The sequence below is a fragment of the Limnohabitans planktonicus II-D5 genome (genome assembly GCF_001270065.2).
Classification (GTDB): Bacteria; Pseudomonadota; Gammaproteobacteria; order Burkholderiales; family Burkholderiaceae_C; genus Limnohabitans_A; species Limnohabitans_A planktonicus.
Genome location: NZ_LFYT02000020.1, coordinates 25,189 through 49,597, shown reverse-complemented (window position 1 = coordinate 49,597; position 24,409 = coordinate 25,189). Strand labels below are relative to the sequence as shown.

22 protein-coding genes are annotated in these 24,409 nt (G+C 62.8%); 5 read left to right on the top strand and 17 right to left on the bottom strand.

Going from position 1 to position 24,409, the window contains the following annotated elements:
* Positions 1 to 216 precede the first annotated feature (216 nt).
* The 12 genes from H663_RS34545 to H663_RS34490 form a co-directional block, all read right to left on the bottom strand.
* A complete protein-coding gene (locus H663_RS34545) occupies positions 217 to 1,221 on the bottom strand; it encodes an XdhC family protein (protein ID WP_053169272.1) in 1,005 nt (334 codons plus the stop codon).
* 54 nt (positions 1,222 to 1,275) lie between these two features.
* Positions 1,276 to 2,382, bottom strand: coding sequence for a hypothetical protein (locus H663_RS34540; protein ID WP_133240033.1), 1,107 nt, complete (start codon positions 2,380 to 2,382; stop codon positions 1,276 to 1,278).
* Complete coding sequence (locus H663_RS34535; protein ID WP_053169441.1) at positions 2,375 to 3,076, bottom strand: TIGR02466 family protein; 702 nt, start codon at positions 3,074 to 3,076, stop codon at positions 2,375 to 2,377. Before H663_RS34535 ends, H663_RS34540 begins: the two co-directional genes overlap by 8 nt.
* Positions 3,077 to 3,093: 17 nt before the next feature.
* A complete protein-coding gene (locus tag H663_RS34530) occupies positions 3,094 to 3,774 on the bottom strand; it encodes a nucleotidyltransferase family protein (RefSeq protein WP_053169268.1) in 681 nt (226 codons plus the stop codon).
* A 2-nt stretch (positions 3,775 to 3,776) separates the two neighbouring features.
* Complete coding sequence (locus H663_RS34525; RefSeq protein WP_053169266.1) at positions 3,777 to 4,877, bottom strand: XdhC family protein; 1,101 nt, start codon at positions 4,875 to 4,877, stop codon at positions 3,777 to 3,779.
* A 24-nt stretch (positions 4,878 to 4,901) separates the two neighbouring features.
* Positions 4,902 to 6,119: a vWA domain-containing protein gene (locus H663_RS34520; RefSeq protein WP_053169264.1), complete on the bottom strand. Its 1,218-nt coding sequence runs from the start codon at positions 6,117 to 6,119 to the stop codon at positions 4,902 to 4,904.
* A gap of 112 nt (positions 6,120 to 6,231) precedes the next feature.
* Positions 6,232 to 7,230: an AAA family ATPase gene (locus tag H663_RS34515; RefSeq protein WP_053169262.1), complete on the bottom strand. Its 999-nt coding sequence runs from the start codon at positions 7,228 to 7,230 to the stop codon at positions 6,232 to 6,234.
* A 2-nt stretch (positions 7,231 to 7,232) separates the two neighbouring features.
* Positions 7,233 to 7,865, bottom strand: a complete 633-nt coding sequence (locus H663_RS34510; RefSeq protein ID WP_053169261.1) for an SRPBCC family protein — start codon at positions 7,863 to 7,865, stop codon at positions 7,233 to 7,235.
* Positions 7,866 to 7,877: 12 nt separating this feature from the next.
* Entirely contained in the window at positions 7,878 to 10,289 is a 2,412-nt protein-coding gene (locus H663_RS34505) for an aerobic carbon-monoxide dehydrogenase large subunit (RefSeq protein WP_053169259.1), read from the bottom strand.
* Between the two features lie 29 nt (positions 10,290 to 10,318).
* The gene (locus H663_RS34500; protein WP_053169257.1) at positions 10,319 to 10,804 is read right to left on the bottom strand and encodes a (2Fe-2S)-binding protein; all 486 of its coding nucleotides are present in this window, start codon (positions 10,802 to 10,804) and stop codon (positions 10,319 to 10,321) included.
* Positions 10,805 to 10,821: 17 nt separating this feature from the next.
* Positions 10,822 to 11,685 (bottom strand): FAD binding domain-containing protein, encoded by an 864-nt coding sequence (locus H663_RS34495; protein WP_053169255.1) that lies wholly within the window; start codon positions 11,683 to 11,685, stop codon positions 10,822 to 10,824.
* A gap of 301 nt (positions 11,686 to 11,986) precedes the next feature.
* Positions 11,987 to 12,730, bottom strand: coding sequence for a LytTR family transcriptional regulator (locus H663_RS34490; protein WP_053169253.1), 744 nt, complete (start codon positions 12,728 to 12,730; stop codon positions 11,987 to 11,989).
* A gap of 274 nt (positions 12,731 to 13,004) precedes the next feature.
* Between H663_RS34490 and H663_RS34485 the strand changes: the two genes are divergently transcribed.
* Entirely contained in the window at positions 13,005 to 14,486 is a 1,482-nt protein-coding gene (locus tag H663_RS34485) for a M20 family metallopeptidase (protein WP_053169251.1), read from the top strand.
* Positions 14,483 to 15,340, top strand: coding sequence for an alpha/beta hydrolase (locus H663_RS34480; RefSeq protein ID WP_053169249.1), 858 nt, complete (start codon positions 14,483 to 14,485; stop codon positions 15,338 to 15,340). The genes H663_RS34485 and H663_RS34480 overlap by 4 nt, the downstream gene beginning before the upstream one ends.
* Here H663_RS34480 and H663_RS34475 read toward each other — a convergent pair.
* From H663_RS34475 to H663_RS34465, 3 genes are all read right to left on the bottom strand, one after another.
* Positions 15,306 to 16,484, bottom strand: coding sequence for an MFS transporter (locus H663_RS34475; protein WP_053169247.1), 1,179 nt, complete (start codon positions 16,482 to 16,484; stop codon positions 15,306 to 15,308). The two genes, H663_RS34480 and H663_RS34475, sit on opposite strands and share 35 nt — an antisense overlap.
* Positions 16,485 to 16,705: 221 nt before the next feature.
* Positions 16,706 to 17,407 (bottom strand): 16S rRNA (uracil(1498)-N(3))-methyltransferase, encoded by a 702-nt coding sequence (locus tag H663_RS34470; RefSeq protein ID WP_053169245.1) that lies wholly within the window; start codon positions 17,405 to 17,407, stop codon positions 16,706 to 16,708.
* Positions 17,408 to 17,409: 2 nt separating this feature from the next.
* Positions 17,410 to 18,516 (bottom strand): aminoglycoside phosphotransferase family protein, encoded by a 1,107-nt coding sequence (locus H663_RS34465; RefSeq protein WP_053169242.1) that lies wholly within the window; start codon positions 18,514 to 18,516, stop codon positions 17,410 to 17,412.
* An 81-nt stretch (positions 18,517 to 18,597) separates the two neighbouring features.
* Between H663_RS34465 and H663_RS34460 the strand changes: the two genes are divergently transcribed.
* The 3 genes from H663_RS34460 to rsmA are packed head-to-tail and all read left to right on the top strand — an operon-like array spanning position 18,598 to position 23,130.
* Positions 18,598 to 21,027, top strand: coding sequence for an LPS-assembly protein LptD (locus H663_RS34460; protein WP_240620538.1), 2,430 nt, complete (start codon positions 18,598 to 18,600; stop codon positions 21,025 to 21,027).
* A complete protein-coding gene (locus H663_RS34455; protein ID WP_053169240.1) occupies positions 21,020 to 22,360 on the top strand; it encodes a peptidylprolyl isomerase in 1,341 nt (446 codons plus the stop codon). Before H663_RS34460 ends, H663_RS34455 begins: the two co-directional genes overlap by 8 nt.
* Positions 22,357 to 23,130: a 16S rRNA (adenine(1518)-N(6)/adenine(1519)-N(6))-dimethyltransferase RsmA gene (gene rsmA / locus H663_RS34450; RefSeq protein ID WP_053169238.1), complete on the top strand. Its 774-nt coding sequence runs from the start codon at positions 22,357 to 22,359 to the stop codon at positions 23,128 to 23,130. Before H663_RS34455 ends, rsmA begins: the two co-directional genes overlap by 4 nt.
* A 38-nt stretch (positions 23,131 to 23,168) precedes the next feature.
* On the opposite strand, the gene H663_RS34445 is transcribed toward rsmA, so the two are convergent.
* Both H663_RS34445 and H663_RS34440 read right to left on the bottom strand, forming a co-directional pair.
* Positions 23,169 to 23,726 (bottom strand): TMEM165/GDT1 family protein, encoded by a 558-nt coding sequence (locus H663_RS34445; protein ID WP_053169236.1) that lies wholly within the window; start codon positions 23,724 to 23,726, stop codon positions 23,169 to 23,171.
* A 117-nt stretch (positions 23,727 to 23,843) separates the two neighbouring features.
* Positions 23,844 to 24,368 (bottom strand): GNAT family N-acetyltransferase, encoded by a 525-nt coding sequence (locus H663_RS34440; protein WP_053169234.1) that lies wholly within the window; start codon positions 24,366 to 24,368, stop codon positions 23,844 to 23,846.
* Positions 24,369 to 24,409: the final 41 nt, after the last annotated feature.

Sequence of the window (24,409 nt, the reverse complement as noted above, 5' to 3'; positions counted from 1 at the left end):
TGTCTTGCGCCTGCACCGTGAAAAAAAGAAGTTAAAGCGATCGCTCAAGTCGGCTTGTCGCCCAAGGCTCAAACACGGGCAAACCCTGAGGGGTGGTGTGGCGCAAAGCCCTTTCCCTGTAGGAGCCCAACCTGTGGGCGATGGGGCCGCGTGCGGGCCACAGATCAGGACGTGTACCACGCCCATTGCGCACGGGGTGCGACGCCTACAAAAGACTCAGGCGCTCAGCCCACACACCGTCTTCGAGCCTGACCAATTGCTCAGCGCCTGGCTCAAATCGGTGCCCCGGCGCAAGGCGGTCATTTCGGCCACGATGCTCAGCGCAATTTCGGGGGGTGTCAAAGCGCCCAGGTTCAGGCCCACGGGGCCGTGCAGTTGGCGCACTTCTTCTTCGCTCACATCAAAGTCGAGCAAGCGTTTGCGGCGCTGCGCGTTGTTGTGCTGCGAGCCCAATGCGCCGACATAAAACGCGGGGGTACGCAGCGCCTCCATCAGGGCCAGGTCGTCGAGTTTGGGGTCGTGTGTGACGGCTACCACCGCGCTGTTGTGGTCCAGGCGCATGGCCAGCACCAAGTCGTCGGGCATCTCTTTGGACAAGGTCACGCCTGTCATGGCTTCCCAGCCTTCGTGGTATTCGACGCGCGGCTCGCACACCGTGACCTGGTAGTCCAGCATCACGGCCATATGGGCCAAATAGCGCGAGAGTTGCCCGCCACCGATGATGAGCAAGCGCAGGCGTGGGCCGTGCACCGTGGTCAGGCTTTGGCCGTCAAACTGCAACTTGTCGCCTTCGGTGGCCGCACTCATGCGGACCATGCCCGTGGCCATGTCCATGCGGCGCTCCACGCGCTGGTGTTGCTCGATCAGCACCAGCAATTCGCGCAGCTGCGATTGGGCCGACAGTGGCTCCAGCACCACCTGCACCGAGCCGCCGCAGGGCAGGCCAAAGCGGCGCACCTCTTCGGCCGTCTGGCCGTAGGTGGTGGTGTCGGGCAGGCGCAGGGCCAGCTCGCCTGCGGCCACACGGCGGATCAAATCGTCTTCGATGCAGCCGCCCGAGACCGATCCAGCCACTTGGCCATCATCCCGAATGATCATGAGCGAGCCAGGGGGCCGTGGGGCCGAACCCCAGGTGCGCACCACCGTGCCCATCACCACGCGGTGGCCCCGGCTTTGCCAGTCGAGGGCGGTGCGGATCACGTCAATGTCGATGCTGTTCATGCTTGTCTCCGTGGATGAATTGGGCGGGTGGTTTGTACAGAAATCTTAGGGTGATCAAGGGGTGGACCAAGACGGGTAGGCGACAGGGGGGTGTGCGCGCAAGACCAGCACCTGCACTGCAGCCAAAGTGCCCAGCAGTGCCATGGCGCTTTGCATGGCCAGCGGGCCATGCGCCGGGCTGGCCATGCCGACCCAGAGCAGCAAGCCCGGACCCAGTGCCAGCGCCATGCTGCGCATCAGCCAAGCGGATGCACCGCTTGAAAAAACCTGGGCCATACGCGGTCGGCTGCAGTGCACAGCCCAGGCCAGCGAGGGCAGCAGCATGGCCAAAAAGTTGTACAACGCACTTTGCCCCAACAGCATCAAAGCCCCCAGCGCCAGCATTGCCAGGCTCAGTAATGGCCGAAACTGGGGACGCTCAACACCGTCGCGGCCCACCAAAGCCACCAGTGTGGGCAATACCGCCATCATGGCCAGGTGCCCCAACACCATCTCTTGGGTGGTCCAACCCAGACCTGCACACCACACATTGCCCAGCCACAAGCTGCCCATCATCAAGCCCATGGCTGAAGGGGCCAGCACTTGGGACAGACCAGCACGTTGACCTCGACACATCCGCAGCGTATCCGTCGTCGCCAGCTCGCGTGCGTGCAAGACGGCCGCGCAGACCGCCAGCAACACACTCGTTGCCACGGTGGCCGAGATTCCCTCCACTGGTGCCCACCACAGCCAACTCACCGCAGCAGCGGCCAACACCGGGTGCCAGGCCACTGGAGCGAGATCAAAGGTGCTGACACGGCTGAGAGTTTCGACCAAGCCGCTCCACGCCCCCCACACCAGTGCCACGGCCAAGAGACCAAGATGGGCCAGGTTTGTGGCAGCCAGAGCCTCTGGCAACCACACGCCCAAGGCGCTCAGGCCGCCGCACACCGCCATCACGGACGGGCTGGCCCTCAATGCCCAGCGGCTGCCCCTGCACAGCAAACGCGCGGCCCACCACAGCACCACCGCCAGCACCCCACTGGCCAGTGACCACCCCAGGCGCATGCCCTGCTCGCCCAGCCACAACCAGCCCAAGAGCAGCATCACCCACTGCGCCACTTCGCCGGCATGGGCCAAAGCGCTGTGCCGGGTCGCTGATGCGCGGCGCAAATCAGACATGCGCATACCCATGCAATTGGTCCGAACCCCCGGCCGCGTGCACGCTCACATTGAAGGACACGATCACCCGGTCAGCCGTGCCGTGATAGGGCATGGCCTGGTGCGCCAGCCAAGACGGAAACACCACCAACTGGCCCGGCACGGGGTCGATGTCGAGGTGGGCGTTTTGCAAATAAGCGTTGCCAAAATCCATGGCCGCGCCGCCCAGGCGGTTGAAGTGGGGACCATAAAAACGCGTCACACCATTGGCCGCGCCCAGCACCGGGTGCTGGCAGCGCTGCTCGGGGGGATCGACCTGCAGGCAATACACGCCCGACCACGAACAGTTGCCGTGCGTGTGCACATCGTGGTGGCTGCCCTGGCTGGAGATCTGGAACCAGATGCCGCGCAGCGCGATCTGAAAACCCGGCTTGGCCTCGGGCCAAGCCCCTTGGTTGGCCAGCACCACGGTCTGGCGCACGCTGTCCACAATGAAGCCCACCAGCTGTTCCCATTCCGACAGACGAATGCGTTGCAGCAAATCGTCACGGCTGGCGTAAAAGGCTTTGGGCACCGTCCCGGCCTGAGCCACATCCGTGGCCCGCATGGTCTGAAACACCCGCACCAGCACCTCGTTGATCGCCTCGGCTTGCGCAAACCGGTGCACGCCGATGGGCGTGTGCCACAGCGTGTGGAGTGGGTCGGGCTGGATCATGGCGGTGCCTGTCGGTTTCAAGCGGTGACCATCAAATCAGCTGGCCACTTGAGCTGGTGTCCGGTGCGTGCAGCCAGCGCGGCAATGTCTTCCAGCGTGTCCACATCGGTGCGGTAGCGGTTGTTGCTGCAAGCCCAGTGGTGCACTTGGTCGGGATGGGCCGACTGCCATTGGCGGCAACCCACGTTCGCTGCGCCCGCCAGAATTTGTTCGCGCACCTCGGTGCTGAACATGACCGGGTTGCCCGGCAAGCCATCGACCGTGGGTTGCACGACTTGCGTGCCTGTTGGGCGCTTTTTGTAAGCCCCAATCAGGTCGTTGATGTCTTGCGAGTTGATGAGCGGCTGGTCCGCCAGCGCCACCAGTACCGCATCCAGCTTGGGCGACAGCGCCTGCAAGCCCAGCCGCAGCGATGAAATCTGCCCAGCGTCCGGGTCAGGGTTGCGCACCAGCGTCACCGGAAATTCCTTGACGGCCTCTTCGATGCGATCCGCGTAGTGGCCCAGCACCACCACCACCTCGTCCATGCCCGCGCCCGACAATGCGATCAGCTGGCGGCGAATGAGTGGCACGCCGCCCAATTCGAGCAAACTTTTGGGACGGTGCCCCATGCGCGAGCCCGAACCCGCAGCCAGCAGCACCGCGCCCACCGCCACGCGGCTGTACAAGCCCCCGCCCCCTTTGAGAATGCAACCCATGTTCAGCCTCCGCAGCAAGAAGATTTGACCGATGCTGGCACAGCCGCCAGGGCCAATGCAGGCTCGACGGTCCGGCTTGGGACGACATCGGACGCCGTGGCAGCGGCTTGGCCTGCGGCCTGTTTGGACCCGCCGCAGCAAGCGCTGGCCGCCACCGGCGCAAGCGCCTTGGTGTTGGTGGCCTCCTTGGGCTCGGTGGCCGCAGTGGTTGAGCAGCAAGAAGACGACCCAGCAGCCGCCGCTGCAACAGATGATGTAAGCGCTGAAGAAGCCATGGACGCTGTCAAAGCAGCCTGAGCCGCAGGCGCTGAGGATTCACGCCCACGCCGTGCCGCCACCACCGAAGTCAGCACCGACAAGGCGATTTCTTCGGGCGTTTGCGCACCAATGAATTCACCCGCCGGGGCCACGATGCGGGCCACGGCTGCAGGGTCTTCGCCGCTGGTCACCAAGGTGTCGAGCAGCACACCGGCTTTGCGCGCGCTGGCCACAAACCACAGGCCTTGCGGCTGCAGGGCGAGTGCGGCTTTGAGGCCTTGCAGGTCGCGGCGGCCTTGTGTGGCCACCACCACAAAGGGTGAAGACAGCCGGGCGCTCACTTGCGAGGCCTCGTCGCTGTTCAGCACCGTGTCGGCATCGGGAAAATCAGCGGCCTGTGCGCCCTGCGCCACCACCGCCACGCGCAAACCCACGCGGGGGGCCAGGCCCACCAGTGCACGTGCCACGGGCGAGTCGCCCACCACGGTCAACATGGCCGAGGGCATGACCGGGTCAATGAACAATTCGAGCGTGCCGCCCGAGTGGCAGGCCATGCCAAATTCGAGCACATCGCCCAGATCGCGCTCGGCGCTTTCGTCTGAGGGGGCAATGCGGATCTTGCGCGGCTGGCCGTCGAGCAAAGCACGGCGCACGGTCTTGATGACTGCCGGTTGGGCACAGCCACCGCCAATCCAGCCATGAATCTGGCCGTCGGGCGTGACCACCGCCTTGTCGCCCGCCTTGCCCGAAGTGGGCGCTTGGGCGCTGAGCACCGTGACCAGCGCAAAGGGCTGGTCGGCGGCTTGCAAGCGTGCGGCCTGCGTGATCCATTCGTTGCGGTTCATGGCGTTCTCCTTGGATGTCAAATGTCAGTGCAACACATGGCGGGCAGCGGCCAAGTCGGCCAAACTGGCCAGGGGCACAAAGCGGTCAATCATGGCCCGCGCTCGCTGCAAGGCCCCAGCGGCGGGCACCTGGCGCGTGGGGTGAAACCAGGTGATGCGGGCACCGCGTGCACGCACCTCCTGCAGCGCTGCGCTCAAAAATTCAGGCCCATCGGTGTCAAAGCCGTCCGAGAACACCCACACACGGGCACCCCGGTTGAGCTGGGCGCGGGCGTGGTGCCGGGCAAAGTCTTGCAAGCTGGTGGCAATGCGGGTGCCGCCACCAAAACCAGCCGTCACAGCGTTCACTTTTTCCTGAATGGCGGGGGTGTCGCGCTGCATGTAGGGCGTGACTTCGGCCAGGCGGGTGTGAAACACAAAGACACGGGCATCGGCCTCTAAGGCAAAAGCGCGGGCCACGCGCAAAAACAGCGCGGCGTGCGACTCCATGGACCGGCTCACATCGGCCAGGATGAACAGGCGCGGGGGCAGGGCGCGTTTGACTTTCCAGGCCGGTTGCAGCAACTCGCCGCCCCAGCCCACGCTGCGGCGCAGGGTTTGGCGCAAGTCCAGGCGCTGCCCGCGTGGGGCCACGCGCCAGCGGCGGGTGGCGCGAGGTTGCAGCTTGGCCGTGATCTGGCGGGCCAGACTTTGCAGGGCGCTGAGTTCTTGCGGCATCCACATCTGGCCGTCGCGCTGGTGCAGGGCTTCGGTGCGGCTGGCACCGCCTTGGGCGCGGGGCGTACCGCTGCCCTGTTCGTCATGCAGGCTCGATGCCGAGTCGCCAGCGGTTTGGGGTGCGGCGTTCTGGCCGGGTTGGCTGGCCGGTGAGCTGGCGGGTTTTTGGGCCGCGTCCATTTGATCGTGCAGGGCCTGCACGCTTTGGCGCAGGTTGCGGCTGGGCCGGGTTTGGCCGCTGACCTTGACGCCGCCGCGAAGTTTTTCGGGGTGCCAAAAGCGCTCGTACACATCTGCCCACAGCTGCCATTCGCGGTGGCTGTGGCAGGCAATGGCGCGCCAAGCGGCTTGCAATGGGCGTTCGTGAATAGGGCCAAAGTACAGCATGGCTTGCAACATGGCCTGCTGCTCGGCCACGCCCACCGTGAGGCCGTGGTCGCGCAAAAGCGCAGCGAAACCTGCCAGCCGCTCTGAGGGCGCGGTGGCCTGCGCAGGGGTGGTTGGTGCGGCCAGGTGGGGGGTCATACAGCCACGTTCTTTGACGCAGGAGGCGACCCTGTGCACGATGGTTTTGTGGGCCTGTGCCACGCCCCATCGCCCACAGGGTGGGCTCCTACAGGGGGATGGGGCCGGGTTGTCATGCGGCGGCCTTGGCCTGCTCGGTGCTGTTTTCGGCCACGCCCACGGTGCGGCGGCCTTCGACCAGCTGGCGCAGGCGGTCGGGGCCCATCACAAAGCGGTCTTCGCGGGTCTTGAGCAGGCAGCCCAGGGTGCCCAGCACGGCCGACATGTCTTCGGGCAAATGGGTGTGGCGCAGCTGGAACAGCGCACGCACCCAGTCCAGCGTCTCGGCAATGCCGGGGATCTTGGCCAGGTCTTCGCGGCGCAGGCGCTGCACGAACTGCACCGCGTCTTCCACCAGCCGGGTGTCGGCCTCGGGCAAGGCGGTTTTGACGATGGCGATTTCTCGCGCCAGCGTCGGGTAATCGAGGTAGTGGTACAGGCAGCGGCGGCGCAATGCGTCTGACAGCTCACGCGTGCCGTTGCTGGTCAAAATCACCTGCGGGATGTGCGTGGCGCGGATGGTGCCGATCTCGGGCACGGTGATTTGGTACTCGGCCAGCACTTCGAGCAAAAAGGCTTCAAAGGCTTCGTCGGCGCGGTCGATCTCGTCGATCAAGAGCACGCAGGGGCCGGTCTGGCTGATGGCGCGAAGCAAGGGGCGCTCGAGCAAAAATTCGCGGCTGAACACATCGGACTCGCGCACACGGCCTGCGCCATCATGATTGCCGCCGTTATGACTGCCGCTATTTTGGGCCGCTTCGCTCATGCGGATCGCCATCAACTGGCGGCCATAGTTCCACTCGTAAGCGGCTTGTGCCAGGTCCAAGCCTTCAAAGCATTGCAGCCGAACCAAGGTGGCGTTTTGTGTTTGGGCCAAGGCCGTGGCCAAGGCGGTTTTGCCCACGCCCGCGTCGCCTTCGAGCAACAGCGGGCGCTGCAAAGCAGACGCCAGCCACACGGTGGTGGCCAGGTCGGCATCGGCCAGATAACCCGAGCGCTGCAGCCGCTCACGCAGCAAGCGCTCTTGCTCAGCGGGGGTGGCAGCGGTGGCGCTCAGGTCTGGCGTCGTCATGCTCAGGCTTTCTTGCCGACCAAGCCGCCAAACCAGCTCTTGAGCAAAGCCCAGAAGATGGCCAGGCCGTTGATCTCGCGGGCCACCACGGGGGCGGTGGGCGCAGCAGCAGGCACCGCAGCGTCGCCACCTGATGCAGCAGCCTGCGCAGCCGCGGGCGAGCCCTCGGCCGCAGGCAAGGTGAGCGCAGTCTGGCGGAAGTTCTCGACAAACTGCGCCAGCAGCATGTCGGACACTTGCACCATCATGCGGCCGCCGAACTGTGCGAACTTGCCGTTCACGATCACCGCCGCTTGGCCATTCAGCACGCAGTGCGCCGGGTTGGCCGGGTCGGCGGTGATGATCGCGGTCAGGTCCATCGAGGCGGACGAGCCGCCCTTGTCGGCACCTTTGCCGCGCAAGACCATCTTGCGTTCAGCGGGCACGGCTTCGACCACGTCCACCGTGCCGCCAAACTGGGCCACAGCCGGGCCGACCTTGACCTTGACGCCGCCCTTGAACGAGGTCTCAGACAGCTGCTCGGTGATTTCAGCACCGGGCATGCAGTTGGCCGTGGCTTTCAGGTCGGTCAGCAGGGCCCAGGCCCGTGCCGCGTCCACATCCAGCGGGTATTGTTTGTCGAGTTTGACTTCCATGATGGTTCCTGATTACAAAGCGGCGCCGTGCTCGCGCAGCGCTTTCCAGGTGCGGAAAGCGTTGTGCGGCATGTCCAGGTGCGTGACACCCAGGTGCGAGAAGGCATCGACCACAGCCGAGGTGAAGGTCGGGATCGAGCCGACGTGCGGCGACTCGGCCACGCCCTTGGCACCCAGAGGGTGGTGTGGCGAAGGGGTCACGGTGTGGTCGGTTTCCCAGTGCGGGGTTTCCACGAAGGTGGGCAAGAAGTAGTCCATCAGCGTGTTGCCCAGCAAGTTGCCTTGGGCATCGAATGGCATTTGCTGGCCCATGGCCACGGCAAAACCTTCGGTCAGACCGCCGTGGATCTGCCCTTCGATGATCATCGGGTTGATGCGGGTGCCGCAGTCGTCCAGCGCATAGAAGCGGCGGATTTTGGTCTCGCCGGTGGCGCGATCAATGTCCACCACGCACAGGTAGATGCCGAAGGGGAAGGTGAAGTTCGGTGGGTCGTAGTAATGCACGGCTTCCAAGCCAGGCTCCAAACCGTCTGGTGGCTGGTGGTAGGCCTGCCACGCCACATCGGCCATGGTTTTGAACTTGCTGTCGTCGCCCTTGACCTTGAAGCGGTCCACTTCCCAGTCGAGGTCGTTTTCATTGACTTCGAGCATGTGGGCGGCGATCTTGCGGGCCTTCGCGTGGATCTTGCGGGCAGCCAAGGCAATGGCGGCACCGGCCACGGGGGTGGAGCGCGAACCGTAGGTGCCCAGGCCGTAAGGCGCGGTGGACGTGTCGCCTTCTTCCACCTGAATCACTTCAGACGGAATCCCCAGCTCGGTGGCGATGATCTGAGCATAGGTGGTCTGGTGGCCTTGACCCTGCGTGATCGTGCCCATGCGGGCGATGGCGCTGCCGGTGGGGTGGATGCGGATTTCGCAAGAGTCGAACATGCCCACGCCCAGGATGTCGCACATCTTCGATGGTCCGGCACCCACCACTTCGGTGAAGGTCACCAAGCCAATGCCCATCAGCGTGGGGCTGTTGGGGTCGGCGCGTTTGGCCGCTTGCTCGGCGCGCAGGCCTTTGTAGTCCACGGCTTCGAGCACTTTGTCGAGTGCCGTTTGGTAGTCGCCCGAGTCGTATTCAAAACCGAAGGCGCTGGTGTAGGGGAACTGCTCTTTCTTGACGAAGTTCTTGGCGCGGATCTCGGCCTTGTCCATGCCCAGCTTTTGCGCCAGCACGTCGACCATGCGCTCGATCAGGTACACCGCTTCGGTCACGCGGAAGGAGCAGCGGTAAGCCACGCCACCGGGGGCCTTGTTGGTGTAAACACCTTTGACGCTCGCGTGTGCCGCTGGAATGTCATAAGAGCCAGACACGATGTGGAACATGCCCGCAGGGAACTTGGTCGGGTCGGCACAGGCGTCAAACGCGCCGTGGTCGGCTACCACGTTCACGCGCAGGCCGGTGATCTTGCCGTCGGCAGTCGCAGCCAGTTCGCCGTCCATGTGGTAATCGCGGGCGAAGGCGGTGGACGAGATGTTCTCGATGCGGTCTTCGACCCACTTGACGGGGCGACCCAGCACGATGGAGGCCACGATGGCGCACACATAGCCGGGGTAGATGCCGACCTTGTTGCCAAAGCCGCCACCGATGTCGGGGCTGACGATGCGCACTTTGGATTCGGGGATGCCCGAGAGCATGGACACCACGGTGCGCACCACGTGAGGGGCTTGCGAGGTGATGAAGGTGGTCAGGTCACCCTTGATCGGGTCAAAGCTGGCCACGCAGCCGCAGGTCTCCAGCGGGCAAGGGTGCACGCGGGGGTAGTACATGTGCTGCGACACGGTCACTTCGGCCTTGTCAAAAGCGGCGTCGGCAGCCGACTTGTCACCGGCATCCCAAGTGAAGATGTGGTTGTGGTGGTCACGCTTGCCGTGTGCGCCTTCGGTCTTGCCGGCCAGATCGTCACGAATGACGGGGGCGCCGGGTTGCAGCGCGGCATAGGGGTCCAGCACCACGGGCAGCTCTTCGTATTCGATCTCGACGGCTTCGACCGCGTCGGCGGCGATGTAACGGTCATCGGCAATCACGATGGCCACTTCTTGCATCTGGAAGTGGACCTTCTCGTCGGCCAGCACAGCGGCCACGTCACCGGCCAGGGTGGGCATCCAGTGAAGCTTCAGGGGCTTCAAGTCGTCGGCCGTGAGCACGGCGTGCACGCCGGGGATGGCGAGCGCGGCTTCTTTGTTGATTTTGACGATGCGGCCGTGGGCAATCGGGCTGCGCACGATGTCCATGTGCAACATGCCGGGCATCTTGATGTCATCGACGTAGTTGCCCTTGCCCTGGATGAAACGGGCGTCTTCTTTGCGCAGGCGCGAAGCGCCCATGCCGGCCAGCGCGAGTTCGCGGGCTTCAGCGGTTTGTACCGGTGCGTTCATGTGTGTCTCCGATCAAATGGTTTGTCGCATCAAGCCGCAACGGGCTCTTGCAGTTTTTTGGCGGCGTACTGGACGGCTTTGACGATGTTTTGGTAACCGGTGCAGCGGCACAGGTTGCCCGCCATGCCGTGGCGAATTTCGTCTTCGCTCGGGTTGGGGTTCTCTTGCAAGAAGCGGTAGGCACGCATGAGCATGCCGGGCGTGCAAAAGCCGCACTGCAGGCCGTGTTCTTTGTAAAAGCCTTCTTGCACCGCGTGCAGCACGCCCTTGTTGGCCAGGCCTTCGACGGTGAGCACTTCCGAGCCATCGCACTGCACCGCCAGGTGGGTGCAGGACTTGACCGATTGGCCATCGATGTCCACGGTGCAAGCGCCGCAGTGGCTGGTCTCGCAGCCAATGTGGGCGCCGGTCAGGTTGAGTTCTTCGCGCAAGAAGTGGATCAGCAAGGTGCGTGGTTCAACGGCTTTTTCTTCTTTTTTGCCATTGACGGAAACGGTGACGAGTTTTTTGGACATGTTGTTTTCCTTATGCTTTAAGCGCAGCGCGACCAGGCTTTGTTCAGGGCCCGCTTGACCATCTCACCGGCCATGGCGGTCTTGTATTCGATGTCACCGCGCAGGTCTTCCGCGGGGTCGCAAATCGCAATCGCCGCTTCGACGGCGGCTTGCACGTTGGCGGCGTTGAAGGGCTTGTTCAGCAGCGCGGCTTCGGCGGCTTCGGCACGCAAGGCGGTGGGGGCCACGTTGGTCAGTGCAATGCGCACATGGCTGACTTGGTCACCCGATTTGCGGATGACCACGGCGCAACCGGCTGTGGCCCAGTCGCCGGTTTTGCGCTTGAGCTTTTCGTAAGACGAGCCGGTGCCGGGTGCAAAGGCGGGCACACGGATTTCGCACATGACTTCGTTTTCTTCGAGCAGCGTCATGTAGGTGCCGAGGAAAAAGCCGTCAGCGGCCACGGTGCGGCGGCCATTGGGGCCTTCCAGCACAAACGAGGCGTCGATGGCGATGGACAGAGCAGGGTGGTCGTTGCCGGGGTCGCCGTGGGCGATGTCGCCACCAATCGTGCCGCGGTTGCGCACCTGGGGGTCAGCGATCAGCTTGGCGGCTTCGCACAGCAAAGGCACTTTGGCTTGCAAGATGGGGGAGCGGATCAGGTCGTTTTCCACCGTCATCGCACCGATCACCACGGTGGCACCTTCTTCGCGAATGCCCTTGAGTTCAGGAATGCGGTTGATGTCGATCAGGTGTTCGGGCTGCGCAAAACGCAGTTTCATCATCGGCAGCAGGCTGTGGCCGCCTGCCAGCAGCTTGGCGTCAGAGCCCAACTGGCCGAGCAAGGCAACCGCCTCACCTACAGTTTTGGGCGCGTGGTATTCAAAACGCGGTGGAATCATCAAAGGTCTCCTGAGTTTTGTTGGAAAACAGGAGGCCAGTATTGAGGAGAGTCCTTTTCCGACTGAACAGTCAGGCTTTATTCAAAATCGTCTCTTTATGGTCGATTTATTGCACGAAATGCACTTTATTGAGCATGAAATGAATTGAACAGACTTTTCTGAACTCGCAATCAGGGAATGTCCTTACGTTGATAAAGTTAAGTGAATACCCTCGGTTTTTCTGCTGAATACCCAGGGGTGTAGGGGGGTGGGGGTGGTTTTCTCGGCTTGATCGCTGCGAGGCCTTGCAACTACAGGGGGTTCAGCCCAAGCCCAGCGCCTCGCGCAAGCGGGCGACTTCGCCGCGTGATACGGGCACGGCTTGGGTGTTTTTGCCTTTGAGCAAGATGTGGGTTTTGCTGCCCTCGCGCCCCAAGGACTGCACGGCCTGCAAATTGACGATGAAACAGCGGTGTACCCGCATGAACTGCGCCGGGTCCAGGCGCAGCGCCAGATCGCCAATGCTCAGGTTGCAAAAGTGGTAGCCCTCGCGCGTCAGTACACGGGTGTAGTGGGCTTGCGATTCCAGACTCAGCACATCGGCGGTGTCCACAAAAGAGACTTTCTGATCGGCCACCATCGGGATGCGCGACAGGCGCATGTTTTTGGCAGGTGGCTCCACCACGGGCAGTTCCTGGCTGACCACTTGGGTCACGTCGTAAAACACCAAGGCAAAACCGGTGGTGACACCTTGGGCATCGCCCAGACGGCTGACTTTGATCAGCAGCACCTGCTCGGGGATGTTGATGATCATGGTCATCGGCACCGCATTGGCCATGGGGCAGCCCGAAGCCTCGTCGAGTAAAAAATTGACCTTGGGTTTGGAGCGCTCAGGATGGAAGGAGGTGACGAGTTTATTGAAAGGCTGTTTTTCGTCCACCGGCAAAACCCGGCGCGCAAAGTCGTTCATGGCCAGCACATTGCGCTGGGCATCCAGGTGAATGACCCCGGCCTCGAACTTTTCAAACAAGTACAGGCTGGGGTTGGCGGTGGTTTTAGGGTCCATGCGATAGCCTTTTTCGCTGCTTGTTGGGCGGCTTGTTGTCGGTGTGAGCCCCCCTCAGGCCCGAAGGCTGTGGGTGGGGTGGGCGTTGGCGAGACTGTAACAACGATTGGGGTCATGCCTGACGGCGGCGTTCTACCCAGCCTCTTGCTTGACCCGACCGGGCTTGGCGCGCTGCATCCATGGCGCTTTCATTGGCTTGCGTGCTCGCCGTGGCCAGCCGATCCCAAACGCGCTACAGTGTTTTTCTTTTGAGCCGACCCGAGGAGCCCCCAACATGAACGCCCCCCTGCACCGCGAAATGCCCGGCAGCCTGCTCGACAGCGCCCGCGCCTTGAACGACGTCACCCAAGCCTGGGACAGCACCATCGTGCCCGAGCTGAAAAATTACATCGAAATCCCCGCCAAATCACCCGCGTTTGACGCCGACTGGGCCGCGCACGGCCACATCGAATCGGTGCTGCGCCGCGCCGCGCAATGGGTTGAGGCGCAGAAGGTGGAAGGCCTGTCGCTCGAGATCATCCAGTTGCCCGGGCGCACGCCGGTCATGTTTTTTGAAGTGGCGGCCACCCGCGCTGCCAGCGAGGGCTCGGGGCAAACGGTGCTGATGTACGGCCACCTGGACAAGCAGCCCGAGTTCAACGGCTGGCGCAACGATCTTGGCCCATGGACCCCTGTTTATGAAGACGGCAAGCTTTATGGCCGAGGCGGCGCAGACGATGGTTACGCGGTCTACGCCAGCATCGCGGCCGTGCAGGCGCTCAAAAGCCAGAAGACTCCGCACCCGCGCATCGTCGGCCTGATCGAGACCTGCGAAGAATCCGGCTCTTATGACTTGCTGCCTTATGTGGACGCGCTGCGCACCCGCATGGGCGATGTGGGCCTGGTGATTTGCCTGGACAGCGGCGCGGGCAACTACGACCAGCTGTGGCTCACCACCAGCCTGCGCGGCATGGCCAGCGGCACGCTCAAGGTGCAGGTGCTGACCGAGGGCATCCACTCGGGCGATGCCTCGGGCCTGGTGCCGTCGAGCTTTCGCATCATGCGCCAGGTGCTTGACCGGTTGGAAGACAGCGCCACCGGCCGCCTGCTGCCCGCGAGCTTCCACTGCGAAGTGCCGGCCGAGCGCTTGGCGCAAGCGCAAGCCACGGCCGCCATTTTGGGCGACGAGGTGTACAAGCGCTTCCCCTGGGCGCACTACGATTGCGGCGGCTCGACCAGCTTTGCGCTGCCCACCACCACCGACCCCACGCAAGCCTTGCTCAACCGCACCTGGACACCCACGCTGAGCGTGACCGGGGCCGAAGGCTTTCCGGCGCTGAAAGACGCGGGCAATGTGCTGCGGCCCTACACCGCCTTCAAGCTCAGCCTGCGCCTGCCGCCCCTGGTGGACGCGGCGCAAGCCGTGGCCGAGATGAAAGCCCTGCTCGAAGACAACGCGCCTTACCAAGCCAAGGTCACCTTCGAATCAGGCGGCGGTGCCACGGGGTGGAACGCGCCCGACACCTTGCCATGGTTCGAGCAAGCCCTCAACGCCTCGAGTCAGGCGCACTTTGGTGCTGGTGTGGGTTACATCGGCCAAGGCGGCACCATCCCGCTCATGAACATGCTGAGTGCCGGTTTCCCCAAAGCGCAGATGATGGTCTGCGGTGTGCTCGGCCCCAAGAGCAACGCACACGGGCCCAATGAGTTCTTGCATGTGCCCTACGCCAAAAAGCTGACGGCATCCGTGGCCGAAGTCATGGCCCGCATGCCATGAGCCAGCCACCCTTTCAGCCCACACGCTCGGATTTGCAAGGTGAAGCGGGCATGCTGGCGGTCTACGACTGGCCACTTCCCGACGTAACACCAGGCTTGGGCACGGTGTTGCTGGTGCACGGGCTGGGCGAACACGCCGGGCGCTATGGTGAACTGGCTGCCCAATTGCGCAGCTGGGGTTTCATTGTGCGTGCTTACGACCAGCAAGGCCACGGCCAGTCTGAGGGCGCACGCGGCGACATGCTGCACCCCGGCAGCCTGCAAGCTGATCTGGGCCGCGTGATCGACGCCACGCGCCAGCACCCGCACAGCGCCAATTTGCCCCTGGTGCTGCTGGGCCACAGCATGGGCGGCCTGGTGGTGGCCCGCGCCTTGGCCGAGCAGCTGCGCCCTGTTGACGCAGCGGTGCTGTCGTCCCCCGCACTCGGGGCTTCGCCCAATGTGCTGCAAAAACTCTTGCTGGCCACCTTGCCCAAGCTGGCCCCGCACCTGTGCGTGGACAACGGGTTGGATGCCAACTTTGTCGCGCGGGATGCGGCCGAGGTGCAGGCCTACAAGGCCGACCCGCGGGTGCACCGGCGCATTTCGATCGGGCTGGCCGCGTGGATTTTGTCGCAAGGCACGCGCACCGTCGAAGAGGCTGCGCGCTGGTCGGTGCCCACCTTGCTGCTGTATGCGGGCGATGACCACCTGGTGCAAGCGGGAGCCAGTGCGGCCTTTGCCCGCTCAGCGCCCGCAGAGGTGGTGCAGGCGCATTGCTTTGAGGCCATGTACCACGAGATCTTTCACGACCCCGAGCGCGAGCAGGTCTACAGCCTGCTCAAGCCGTGGTTGCTGGCACGTTTTTCTGCTTGACCACCATCCACACCAAGGCTGCGCCCGTCAGGGCCACAGGCAAGAGCGAGCCGATGTTGAGCCAAGTCCAGCCCTGTGTGGTGACCAAAGCGCCTGATGCGAACGAGGTCACGGCCATGGTGGCGAACACAAAGAAGTTGATGGCCGCCTGACCCCGGTCTTTCTCGGCGGGGGTCCATGCCTTCATGGCCAGCGTGGTGCTGCCGGTGAACAGGAAATTCCAGCCCAGCCCCAGCAAGAACAGCGAGATCAGGAACTGGTGCAACTCCACGCCCGACAGGGCAATCGCGATGCACACAAAGTTGATCAACACGCCCACCGCCATGATCTGCAGCGTGCCAAATTTCTTGATCAGGTGCCCCGTGAAAAAGCCCGGCGCGAACATGCCGATCACATGCCACTCCAACACCAGCGCCGCATCGTCAAAACTGAAGCCGCACACCTGCATGGCCAGCGGCGTGGCGGCCATCAGCAGGTTCATCACGCCGTAGCTCAGCGCCGCAGCGGCCGCCGCCACAATGAACACCGGCTGGCGCATGATCTCTGACAGGGGCCTGCCCACGCTGTCGCCCGGCTTTTTGGCAGGCACTGCCGGAAAGCGGATGAAGGCCATGCACACCATGGCCAAAATGGCCACAATGCCCAGCGCCATGTAAGCGCCCAAAAAAGGCACCTCGTACAAGGTGCGTGTGCGAGACGCCAGGTTGGGGCCGACGATGGCGCCGATCAAGCCACCGGCCAAAACGAGCGAAACCGCTTTTTCCTTGAAACCGTCCGCCGCCAACTCGGCGGCTGCAAAACGGTACAACTGGCCGTTGGCGCTGTAGTAACCCGCAATGACCGTAGCCGCCACCAGCAACCAGAAGTTGTGGCTCCAGGCGGCATAAGCGGCCAGCAGCGCCGAAAACAAAGCCACCACCAGCCCCAGCTGAAAAGACACTTTGCGCCCCCAGCGCGACTGACTCTTGGCCACCAGCCCGGTCGACAGCGCACCGCCCACCACATAGCCCATGACGGGCAAAGTGGCCATCCAGCCCAGCGGGGCCATGGACAAACCCACCAGTCCATTGATGGCGATGAAGGTGACGTTGTTGGTGAAAAACAGGCCCTGGCAGAGCGTCAGGAGGATCAAGTTGGGGTTCATGAAGGGCAGTGTATCGCCAGCCACTTATGAAGATGTGTCGCCTTGGCTCAAATAAAAACCTGTTGCCTTGGCTGAAGCCCCCAGTCTCACCCACCTCTGTGTGAGATGGTTACGAATCTGTGGCTGCTGGTCTTTATAGCTTGCCTGCAAGCGATGCCCTGCGGACCACAACCCATCGCCCACGGTGTGGGCTCCTAGACAGGAACCCATCGCTGGCAAGGTCAGGCGCAAATGGCCAGCACCGCCAAGGGCGCGGTTTCGGCCCGCAGCACGCGTGGGCCCAATGTGATGGGGGTAAATCCTGCGGCCAGGGCGCTGGCTTCTTCGCTGGGGCTCAGGCCCCCTTCGGGGCCGCTGAGCACCGTGACGGGGCCGCTGCCGGTCATGGCTGACAGGCCTTGTGTGCCTTCTGACAAAGACAACACCCAGCGCTCCCCGGCTTCGGCCCGCGCCAACCACTCTTTGAGGGTGACGGCCGCGTGCACCGTGGGCACCCGGTTGCGGCCGCACTGCTCAGCCGCAGCCACGGCCACGCCTTGCCAGTGCGCCAGTTTTTTCTCGGCGCGTTCGCCTTTGAGCTTGAGCACGCTGCGCTCGGCCACCAGGGGTGTGATGCTGGCCACGCCCAGCTCAGTGGCTTTTTCGACCAGCCAGTCCATGCGCTCATTGGCGGTGATACCGGCCAGCAAATGCACGGCGCGGGCGGCTTCACGCTCCACCGCGTGGTGCGCCCCCACTTCCACCTCCACATCGCTGCGGCCCATGCGGGTGACGGTGGCGTCAAACTCGCCGCCTTCCCCGTTGAACAAGGTGATCACATCGCCCGGCTGCATTCGCAACACTTGCACATGGCGGGCCGCGCCAGCGGGCAGGCTGAGCGCCAAGCCTGTGGCCAAAGGGGCGGGGCAATAAAAGCGCGGCATGCTCACATGCGCCCGTAGGCAAAGCCGACCTGAGGCGTGGTGCCTTCGATCTCGTCGATCAATTTCAGCAGCGGGCCCAGTTCGCGGTAACGGTCACAGGTGCTGCGGATGTAGTGGATGAAGCGCGGCGCATCGGCCAGGTATTTGGGTTTGCCGTCGCGCAAGGTCAGGCGGGCAAAGATGCCGGCCACTTTCAGGTGGCGCTGCAGGCCCATCCATTCCACGGCGCGGTAAAACGCACCAAAGTCGCTGTGCCAGTCTTCAAAGTCCATCAGCCCCGCCTTGCGGGCTTTTTCCCAATAGCGGATGGTGATGTCGAGCACAAAGTCTTCGTCCCAGGTGAGGAAGGCGTCGCGCATCAGGCTGGCGATGTCGTAGCTGATGGGGCCGTAGACCGCGTCCTGGAAGTCCAAAACGCCGAGTTGGGCGCCCAGCTGTGGATTCGCGCCAAACGGCATCATCAAATTGCGCGGCATGAAGTCGCGGTGCACATACACGCTGGGCGCGGCCAGGTTGCGTTGCACGATCAAGGCGAAGGCCTTGTCAAACACCTCGCGCTGCGCACCTTGCAGCTGCACGCCCCGGTGCTGGGCCAAATACCAATCAGGAAACAGGCTCAGTTCGCGGTTCAGCAAATCGGCATCATAGGGCGGCAGCACGCCGGGGCGCGAGGCCAGCTGCCACTGCACTAGCGTGTCCACCGCCTGCATGTAGAGGCCATGGTTGGCCTGGGGGCGCTCGGGGTCGATGGCCGACATCATGGTGGCGTCACCCAGGTCGGTCAACAGCATGAAGCCGTGGGCTTCGTGCCAGTCCAGCACCTCGGGTGCATTCAGACCTGCGGCCTTCATCAAGGCGGCAATGCGCACAAAGGGCTCGGAGTTTTCCTTGTCGGGTGGCGCGTCCATGACGATGCGGCTTTCGCCCTGCACGGTGTCCACCCGCAGGTAGCGGCGAAAGCTGGCGTCTGCAGAGGCGATGCGCAGTGAAGTGGACACGAGCCCTTGGGAGGGGGCGATGTCGGTGATCCAGCGGTCAAACAAGGCGTGGCGGGCCGGGTCGGTCCAGGTGACTGCGTCGGTGGGGAGGGAGGGGGCGTGTGGGCTCATGGATAATCGCATTTTACAAAGCCTGTTTGCACGCTCTCTTGAGTCTCCTGACGCGCCGATCTCCGAACTTCTCCCCCATTTGTGACCCAACGTTTGGCCTTGAATTCTTTGCCGCTTGCTCTTCAATCCCCCTGCGCCTTGCGTGCCGTGGTGGTGGCTGTGTTGTTGGCGCTGGATGCAGGGGCCGTTCAGGCGCAGGCCCAGGGTTTGATTTTGCGCACCAGCCCGATGCTGGAGGAAAAGATTTCCAGTCGCCAGCAAAGCGAGGGGGCTGTGTTTCTGGGCGGCGAGCAGGTGACCGCCCGTCCAGACATGGACATGCAGATTCTTGGCCAGGCGATGATCCGGCGCCCCGGCTTGAGTGTGCAAGCGAACAGACTGGATTACGACCAGACACAGGACGTGGTGCAGGCCACAGGCCAGGTGCGCGTGAGCCGCGACGGCAGTTTGTTTGTCGGGCCGCGCTTGACGCTGCAAATGGACAGTTTCAAGGGCAAGTTTGAAAAACCCGATTTCGAGCTTTATGGCACAGGCGGCTATGGCACAGCTTCAGAGGTGGAGTTCGTCGATGACAAGCGGGCCATCGTGCGCCAAGCCACTTACACCACTTGCCGCCGCATTCCTGGCCCGGAGTGGTTGCCCGATTGGGTGCTCAAGTCCACGCAGATGACGATTGACGAAGAGGAGCAGCGCGCCCGCGCCGAAAACGTGCAGCTGCGCTTTCAGGGGGTGCCGATTCTGGCCTCACCCGTGGTCAGTTTCCCGCTGACATCGGGGCGGCAGTCGGGTCTGCTGCCGGCTTTGGTGGGCGTGGACACCACCAGTGGGGTGCTGATTTCACAACCCTACTACATGGACCTGGCGCCCAACCGCGATCTGACGGTCACCACCGAGATCATGAGCAATCGGGGGGTGGCCGCAGACAGTGAGTTCCGCTATCTGGAGCCGGATTACCGAGGGCAGGTCAGGCTGAACCTGATGCCGACGGACAAATTGCGACAAACCAATCGCTGGGGCTTGAGCACTCAGCACAGCGGCTCCATTGAGACGGGTATTGATGGGGTGGGGCGAGTGGGCCTGGGTTTGACCCTTAACCGCGTGAGTGATGACAACTATTGGCGCGATTTTTCTCGTGCCGGTCTGGCGCTCAAGCAGCGCTTGCTGCCGTCCACGGGTGTTTTGTCCTGGGGGCGGGGCAATTTCAGCATGAGCGCCATGGTGCAGCGCTGGCAAACCCTGCAGGATGTGAGCTCGGCCATTACCCCGCCTTACGACCGCGCGCCTCAAATCACCATGCGCTATGGCCAGTGGAATCCAGAGGGTTTGGACTGGTCCGTGGTGGGCGACACCACTCGGTTTGAGGCCGATTATTCCCGCATGCCGAATGTGAGCGCTGCCACATTGGCCAGCTTGCGCAATGGCGAACGCAGTTATGTGCAAGCCCAGGTCAGCCGCCCGTGGATCAGGCCCTGGGGTTTTGTCACGCCCAAAATACAGTTGCATGCCACGCGCTATCAAATGGACCGTGCGCTGGACGATGGCGCGACCTCCGTCAACCGGGTATTGCCCACTTTCAGTGTGGATTCGGGCCTGGTGTTCGAGCGCGAAACCCAGTGGTTTGGCCGCGATGTGGTGCAGACTTTGGAGCCGAGGGCCTTTTATGCCCGCACCCCCTACCGCCAGCAAAGCCAGCTGCCGGTCTATGACAGCGGTCCTGCGGACTTCAATTTGTCCACCATTTACAGCGAAAACCCCTATGTGGGCCAGGATCGTTTGGTGGACACCGATGCGGTCACCTTGGGCGTGAACAGCCGATTCTTTGATGCCAGCACGGGCGCAGAGATGTTGCGTGTGGGCATGGCCCAACGCATCCGCTTTGCAAGTCAACAGGTGGTGTTGCCGGGCCAGGCTGCTGCTGCCAGCGGCCTGAGTGATCTTTTGCTGGGTGCAGGTATTCGCTGGGATGACCGCTGGGCATTTGATTCAACCATTCAGGTCAACAGCCAGACTGACCAGATCAGCCGCACCACGTTGCAAGCGCGTTACACCCCCAGCCCTTACCGCGTGTTCAATGCGGCCTATCGCCTGAACAACCAGTTGACGCCATCCACCGAGATGCTCGATGTAGGCTGGCAGTGGCCCCTGAGTGATTTGCTTGGGCGCTCTGACCGGCAAGCCGAATCGGCTTGGACGCGCACTGCCGGTCAGGGCCTGGGGCCTGACCGCTGGTACTCTGTCGGGCGGCTCAATTTCAGTTTGAAAGAAAACCGTGTCGTGGACTCGCTGATGGGTCTCGAATACGATGCGGGCTGCTGGCTGGGCCGCATCGCCTTGGAGCGGCTGCAAAGCACCGTGACTTCGGCCACCAGCCGCTTGTTGTTCCAGATCGAGTTTGTGGGGCTGGCCAGTGTGGGCTCCAGTCCATTGCAGGCACTCAAAACCAATATTCCGCGTTACCAATTTTTGCGTGACAGCACCGTTCAACCCAGTCGATTTCAGCACTATGAATGATCGTTTTTTCTCTGCCCGTTCGGCCTGCCTGGTCGGCGCATTCGGGCTTTCCAGTTTGTTGGGGCTCTCCGGCGCCTGGGCTCAAGCGCCCGCTACCGCCGTTCGGCAAGCCGACTTCATTGTGGCGGTGGTCAATTCAGAACCCATCACCAACCAGGAAGTGCAGGCATTGCGCCAGCGCATGATCAAAGAGGCCGCAGCCCAGGGGCAAAAAACCAGTGCCGAGGACATCGCCCGCTTGGCGCTGGAGCAATTGATCAACCAAAAAGCGCAAGTCCAACAGGCCCGCGAAAGCGGCATCAGGATCGACGACGAAGCGCTGGACCAGGCAGAAATGAATGTGGCCAGCAGCAACCAGCTCACGCGCGATGAATTTCGCAAGCGGCTGGTACAAGACGGCATGAGTGTGGCCAGCTACCGAGAGCAATTGCGTCAACAGCTGATGATTTCCCGCGTTCGGGAGCGCGATGTTGAAGGTCGCATTCGGGTGAGCGATCTGGAGGTGGAGCAGCACCTGCGAGAGCTTCTGAAAGACCAGGGCGCACAAGGGCAGGTGGACCTGAATCTGGCCATGATCTTGATTGAAGTGCCTGAAAACTCCAGCGAGGCGCAGATCAAGGTCTTGTCCGAGAAGGCGACCGTGGTGGCACGGCGTGCCCGAAGTGGGGACAACTTTGCCGAGCTGGCCAAAAGCTTTTCCCAAGCCAGCGACCGTGGTGCCAATGGCGGCGTAATGGGCTTGCGACCCGCAGAGCGCTACCCTGAACTGTTTGTAGAAGCCACACGCAAGCTTCAGGTCGGCATGACATCGGATGTGGTGCGCTCCGGTGCTGGTTTTCACATCCTCAAACTGATGGAGCGGCGTCAAGGCCCGGCCACTCTGATGGCCACACAGACGCGTGCTCGCCACATTTTGCTGCGGCCTTCTGCCCAGATGTCGCAGGCGCAGGCTGTGGCCCGTTTGAGTGAGGTTAGGCAGAGCATTGTGTCGGGCAAAGCCGATTTTGCAGCGTTGGCCCGCCAGCTCTCGCAAGACGGCAGCGCCCAGCAAGGGGGCGATCTGGGGTGGGCGAACGCAGGCATGTTTGTGCCGGAGTTCGAGCAAGTCATGAACAGCTTGCGTCCCGGTCAAGTCGGTGAGCCTTTGGTGTCGCGTTTCGGGGTTCATTTGATCGAGGTGACGGATCGCCGCAATGCGCCCATGAGCGAGCAGGACCAGCGCAGCTTCGCGCGCAATGCCCTGCGCGAGAAAAAGCTGGAAGAGGCCTACGCAGCTTGGGTGGAAGATGTGCGAGGGCGTGCCTACGTCGAGATGCGCGAGCCCGCGCAATGAAGCACATTGCGCGAAAACGCTTCGGACAACACTTTTTGACCGACGGCGGCATCATTGATGCCATCGTTGATGCCATTGCCCCGCAAGCCGGACAACCCATGGTCGAGATCGGCCCGGGCCTGGCCGCACTGACCCAGCCCTTGGTCGAGCGGCTGGGCCATCTGACGGTGGTTGAGCTTGACCGTGATCTGGCGGTGCGATTGCGCGAACACCCGCATCTTTCGGTGGTGGAGTCGGACGTGTTGAAGGTCGATTTCACGGCTTTGGCCGCACAGATGCAACAAAGCGCCGACTTGCCGCAGCGCATTCGGGTGGTGGGCAATCTGCCCTACAACATCTCCACGCCCATCTTGTTTCATTTGTTGGCGCATGTGGAGGTGATTGAAGACCAGCACTTCATGTTGCAAAAAGAAGTCATTGACCGCATGGTGGCCAAGCCCTGCACGTCTGATTACAGCCGTTTGTCGGTCATGCTGCAGTGGCGCTACGACATGGACAATGTGCTGTTCGTGCCGCCAGAAAGCTTTGACCCACCCCCGCGTGTGGACAGTGCCGTGGTGCGCATGTTGCCCCTGGCCAAGCCTCCTGTGGTCGATGTCAGAACGTTGGAAACCCTGGTGCAAGTCGCTTTCAGCCAGCGGCGAAAGATTTTGCGCAATACCCTGGGCAAATGGCTGGATGAAAAAGGATTTGGCGGCGAATTCGATGTGCAGCGTCGCGCCGAAGAGGTGCCTGTCGCGGAGTTTGTGGCGCTGGCCCAGGCGGTGTGACAACCGGGCGCTTGCTTGAGCAACGCGCCCGCAGTCGCTCAGCTGAGCAATACGATCACGCCCAGCACGGTGAAGATGCCCGCCGAGATCAGGTGCACCAGGCGCAGCGGCACGCGCCGGGTGATGGCTTCGCCCAGCCACACCACAGGGGCATTGGCCAGCATCATGCCCAGCGTGGTGCCCGTCACCACCATGAACCATGCCTGGTATTGGGCGGCCAGCATCACGGTGGCAATTTGGGTTTTGTCACCCATCTCGGCCAAAAAGAAAGCGACCACGGTGGTCAGGAAAACGCCCATGCGGGGTGCATCTTTGACGTCATCTTCGTCAAATTTGTCGGGAATCAGCATCCACACGGCCATGGCGATGAAGGACGCGCCCAGCACCCAGCGCAGCACATCGGGCCCCATCACGGTGGTCACCCAGCTGCCGACCGCCCCGGCCAGGCCATGGTTGGCCAAAGTGGCCACCAAAATGCCCAGCACGATGGGCCAGGGTTTGCGAAAACGGGCGGCCAGCACGAGTGACAAAAGCTGGGTTTTGTCACCCATTTCGGCCAGGGCCACGATGCCGGTAGAGACGAGGAAAGCTTCCATACAGCACAAACAGCGGGCGACCAGCCCGCCTCAAAATCAAAAGAGCCTGATCTTACGGGAGGGCTGCGTCCCCCGGCCTGTTGGGCTCCATCTCTGCCGGGGCATGGCCGCATGGGTTTAGGGGTGCAGACCATGCGGCTTGGGGTGCCAGCGGGCCATGCACAACACATCGCTGTATTGGCCGTTGCGCAAGGCATAACCCTTGTGCCGTCCTTCATGTTCAAAGCCAAAGCGCTCATACAGCGCAATGGCCCGGGCATTGTCGGCAAACACCGTCAGCTCGGTGCGCAGGATGTGTCCCCATTGGTCGGCGTAATCCGTCAATCCACGCATCAGGGCGGAGCCAACCCCCTGGCCTTGGGCGTGTTTGGCGACCGCTATGGCCAGACCGACAGCGTGGCTGCGCCGCACACGCCCCATGTCGTGCAGGTTGGCCAGCCCCACGACCTGCTCGGCTTGTATCGCGACCAGTCTCAAACTGCTGCCTGTTTGAGGTGTGCTCAGCCGTTTGGCCCAGTCCTCTTCATTGGCATAAGGACCTGACAGCGAGTTGCTAAAGACCTCGGGGTCGGACATTAATGTGGCGATGACAGCGGCGTCTTGCAGCTGAACGCTTCGGAGGGTGATCGGGGACGCGGTCATGAAAGGCTCCTGTGGGTGGTGGATCGCACAAACAAAAAGGC